At 61.3% G+C, this 3,478-nt stretch carries 3 protein-coding genes; 1 reads left to right on the forward strand and 2 read right to left on the reverse strand.

Annotation, left to right across the window (positions count from 1 at the left end; genetic code table 11):
- Positions 1–216: 216 nt before the first annotated feature.
- Together C0V72_RS15795 and C0V72_RS15800 are read right to left on the reverse strand one after the other, a co-directional pair.
- Positions 217–1,620, reverse strand: a complete 1,404-nt coding sequence (locus tag C0V72_RS15795) for a 2Fe-2S iron-sulfur cluster-binding protein (RefSeq protein WP_233999993.1) — start codon at positions 1,618–1,620, stop codon at positions 217–219.
- A 56-nt stretch (positions 1,621–1,676) separates the two neighbouring features.
- Entirely contained in the window at positions 1,677–2,288 is a 612-nt protein-coding gene (locus C0V72_RS15800; RefSeq protein ID WP_101795083.1) for a glutathione S-transferase family protein, read from the reverse strand.
- A 182-nt stretch (positions 2,289–2,470) separates the two neighbouring features.
- Between C0V72_RS15800 and C0V72_RS15805 the strand changes: the two genes are divergently transcribed.
- On the forward strand, positions 2,471–3,367 hold the full coding sequence (locus tag C0V72_RS15805) for a LysR family transcriptional regulator (RefSeq protein ID WP_101795084.1): 897 nt from the start codon (positions 2,471–2,473) through the stop codon (positions 3,365–3,367).
- The last annotated feature ends 111 nt before the right edge of the window (positions 3,368–3,478 follow it).

Here is a 3,478-nt window from a genome sequence, read left to right on the forward strand (position 1 = left end):
CCGCTCCCGCAAAAGGGCAAAGTGGACGACTTTTACGCCGCCCGCAGCAACACTTCGTCGCCGCTACCGTGGTCTAATTTTGCACCGCCGTTCTCAGTCGCCCTTACTTGCTGATGCGATTGCAGCATTGAACTGCGCGCCAGCGCTGACTGATGAGGAGCTCGCCAACCGCATCGACCATTTCCTTACGCTAAGCGCGCCGGGCTACTGCTGCGTTCACAGGTCAAGAACCAGCTGATTGCTGCCACTGACCTTATCGGCGGCTGGGAGCGCGCAGCAGATCAGAGCATGTTCAGCGCCAGCCCGTGCAGCAGGCGGGCTGGGATAGGTAACCGATCCCGCCAGAACCCGGGTCGCGCAGGTTCCGCAGCGCCCGTTCCGGCAACTGAAATCGGGGGTCAGGCCGCTCGCTTCGGCAAGCTCAAGCAGCGATCCGGAACCCGGCTGCCAACGAGCCTCCTGCCCCGATCTCACGAACACCACATCGACCGGCCCGGCCGCGGCGCGTGCTAACGCAGGTTCTGCCGGAGCTTGCTGGCGATCAACTGAAGCGGGCCCGAAGGCTTCTGCATGAATGCTCTCTTCAACAATCCTTTCCACCCGGAACGGGCGCCAGTTGCTGTGCAGCTTTTCTGCATCGAGACGGCGGCGAACTCTGTCCCAGTCGCCGGTCCTCAGGATGTTGGGAGACCAGCCTTCAGGCCGGAAAACGAAGCGCAGCGGCAGCGCTTCATGGCGCAGCACCGCGCGGCGGGGACGGAAGGTCCAAAGCCGTTCTGCGCCCGCAAAGGCGGCGATCTCCGAGGAATCCAGCACGACCTCAGCGTCGCCGGTCAGTTGCAACAGATCTCCGGTCTCGAAATCGGGAAAGACCAGTCCCGCCTTAGGGTTGATCAGAAAATTGCCGAGCGTGTTAAAATGAAGGTTCCCGGCAAAGTCGGGAATGGTCAGCGAACCGTCGGCGTTCACACGCACAAATCCCGACTTACCGCCGCGGTGCGAGACATCGACATGTCGCCCGGTTTCGTCGTCGATGTAGGAAGCGACAAAGAAGGTATCCGCAGCGGTGATTAGGGCTTGGACCCGCGGGTCTTTAGGGTCGAGCGCGATGGGCTGGGACACTGCAAGATGGTCATCAGGGCCGCGCACCATCTGCCAATCGCGCAATTGTATGTATTGCGGACAATTGCCGAAGGCGTGCTCAACGTTCACGCGAAGCCCCCCTGCGTCGTGCGTAACCACGCGGCCATTCATGCGGTTGCGGCGGCGGGTATGAAGCTCAATGCCGAGCAAGCCGATGGCCGAACCGTCGCCAAGCCCGGCAACGCCAGGATCGCGCGGATCGGGAATGGCTGCGAATTCCAGCGTTTGCGGATCGGGGCTATGAAGGAAGCCCGGGTTGCCTGCGATCAGCGTGGCCCACGCATCGCCCGATGCATCAACGGCTCCAAGCACGATAAAAGGGAGCTGGGCGAAGAATTCGCGGTGCTGGTTCGGCATGAAGTTGCGGATCACCTGCGGCCCGACCTTTCCCATCCGTTCGGCAACGCCGACCGCGGTTTGCATGGCGATTTCGCCGCGATGGAAGGGATTGGGTTTTCCGATTTCCTGACGATCCAAGGCGATTCTCCTCTACGGTCAGTCGGACAAAATAGTCCGCCCAGCTGTCTCAAAGTTCAGGCCTCAAGGCCGACCGGCGTGCTTTCGAAAGCCACAAATCCGGGAAGCGCCTCGATCCGATCGAGCCAGCCACGCACGTTGACGTAATAGGTGAGATCGACATCGCCCTCAGGCGCACGTTCGATGTAACTGTAGAGCGCGACATCAGCGACAGTCGGGCGTTCGGCAGCGATCCAGGTACAGCCATCAAGCTCGGCCTCCATCAGCGCGAGGATCGCGTGAGCGCGGGCGATTACTTCTTCGGGGCGGTAGTCTGCGCTGACGATATTGACGAGCCGCGCTGCGCAAGGACCATAGGCGATCTGCCCGGCCGCCACTGACAGCCAGCGCTGGACGCGCGCTGCGCCAAGCGGGTCTTCGGGCAGCCACTCGGTCTTGCCGAACTTCTTGGCCACGTAGACGAGAATGGCATTGGAATCGGCAATGAATTGCCCGCCATCCTCCAGCACGGGGATCTGACCGAAGCGGTTTCTGCTGAGATGTTCCGCTGACCTGTGCTCACCCTTTGACAGGTCGACGATAACCAGCTCGAACGGAGCGTCGATCAGCGAGAGGAACAGTTGCGCGCGGTGGGCGTGGCCAGAGATGGGATGAAAATAGAGCTTCATGCTTGGGTTCCTTCCGGAGAGCGTGGCAGCGCCGCCCATGGCCTCAGTTAATCCCTAACGAAGGCCGGAAGAACGACAGTAATCCGAAAGGCAGTGTTTCGCCTTCAGGAATAATGTATCGATGCGTCCCATGTCGTCCGGCGGCGTCTGGCAGGCGCGTACAACAGGCAAGGAAGTCTCGAATGGACCGTTTCCATGCGATGCGGGTGTTCATGCGGATCGCCGAAACGGGCGGGTTTGCAGAGGCCGCACGGCAGCTGCACATGAGCCCGCCCGCCGTCACTCGCGCCGTCGCGGCGCTGGAAGACGCCATTGGAGCGCGCCTTCTCACCAGGACCACCCGTTCGGTCAGGCTGACCGAGGCCGGGGCCCGGTACGTTGAGGATTGCCGGACCATTCTTGCTGCCATCGAAGAGGCCGAAGCTGCCGCAGCCGGGCTTTACGCAACCCCTTCCGGGATGCTGACCGTGACAGCATCGGTCATGTTCGGACGGATCTATATCTTGCCAGTGATGACCGAGTTCCTTGATCGTCACCCTGAGGTGTCGGGGCATATGCTCTTGCTTGATCGCATCGTGAACCTCGTCGACGAAGGCGTGGATGTAGCGATCCGCATCGGCAACCTCCCGGATTCGAGCTATCGCGCGATCCGGATAGGGTCGGTCCGTCAGGTTATCTGTGGCTCGCCTGCCTATCTTGCAAAACACGGCCTGCCGCGCACGCCTGCCGATCTCGCCAGCCACCGGATTGTTGCGGCGACAAGTTCCTGGCCTTCGCTCGAGTGGCGCTTCGGGCGTGACGCGGACATCGCAGTCAATGTGAAGCCCACGCTGTTTTCCAATTCGAACGAGGCAACGATCAGCGCGGTGCGATCAGGCTGGGGTTTGACGCGCGCGCTCTCCTACCAGGTTGGCCCGGACCTCGCTTCGGGAGAATTGCAGATCGTTCTGGGCGAATTCGAACAACCGCCGCTGCCTGTGCATATCGTCCATGCAGAGGGTCGCAACGCGTCGGCCAAAGTGCGCGCCTTTATCGATTTTGCGCGCGATCGATTGCGAGCCAACCCTGCGTTCAATTGAGTGCTTGGGAAGGGATGTTGAAGGACAGTTCACAGGAGCCGTAAGGCGACATCCAGCTTTACGAGGTGTCGCCTTGGCCTGATCGATTTCCCGGCGGATGGTCTTCCGGGA

It is taken from the genome of Porphyrobacter sp. TH134, from assembly GCF_002855495.1.
GTDB lineage: Bacteria > Pseudomonadota > Alphaproteobacteria > Sphingomonadales > Sphingomonadaceae > Erythrobacter.

Bases quoted from the DNA above. Each gene is read 5' to 3' on its own strand.
- C0V72_RS15805 (WP_101795084.1), top strand. From the start codon at position 2,471: ATGGACCGTTTCCATGCGATGCGGGTGTTCATGCGGATCGCCGAAACG.
- C0V72_RS15800 (WP_101795083.1), bottom strand. From the start codon at position 2,288: ATGAAGCTCTATTTTCATCCCATCTCTGGCCACGCCCACCGCGCGCAA.